This window comes from Vibrio sp. 2033, assembly GCF_033339735.1.
The window spans coordinates 1-589 of sequence record NZ_JAWOVC010000588.1 but is presented as its reverse complement, the minus strand read 5'-3'; the positions used below and the strand labels follow the sequence as shown (position 1 = coordinate 589).

Sequence of the window (589 nt, the reverse complement as noted above, 5' to 3'; positions counted from 1 at the left end):
TGAGGAAGACGACTAAACCGACTGCGTAGTTACCGCCAATTACAACGTTACCAAACGCCTCGATAACATTACCTGCCGCATTGCCCCCTTCATGACCATGAAGTAACACGACACGGGTAGACGCAACGTTCAGCGCCAAACGCAACAACGTTGCGATCAGCAGTACCGTCGGGAACGCGGCGAAATCTAACGGGCGGCGTGTATAGACCGTCACCAACAACACCACCATGGCTAAGGCGATGTTAAAGGTGAAGAACATATCCAGTAGGAACGCTGGTATCGGTAATACCACCATCGCAAGGGTGGCCAAAACCATGACAGGCGCGCCAATAGCTGGCATCTCACGCTGACGAATTCGTGGCAATTTATCTGCAAACGGCAGGCTTAACTTCATACTGCGAGGTATCTCAATCGAATTGAAGCGTCACGCGAATACGCACTTTAATACGTATGTCTAATGTTTATACGCGACCACTTTCGCCTAAAAGTTTAGGTATAGTTGATAATTAGTCGACTTAAGCAATCTATGTACCAAAATCAACGCCAAAATAATGACTCAAAGCTAAATAACAGCACAATCCATTGATTG

At 46.9% G+C, this 589-nt stretch carries 1 protein-coding gene; it reads right to left on the bottom strand.

What is annotated here, in order from left to right; translation table 11 throughout:
- On the bottom strand, positions 1–394 hold a 394-nt coding region (locus tag R7P74_RS27940; RefSeq protein WP_318123929.1), incomplete at its 3' end, for an FHIPEP family type III secretion protein.
- Positions 395–589: the final 195 nt, after the last annotated feature.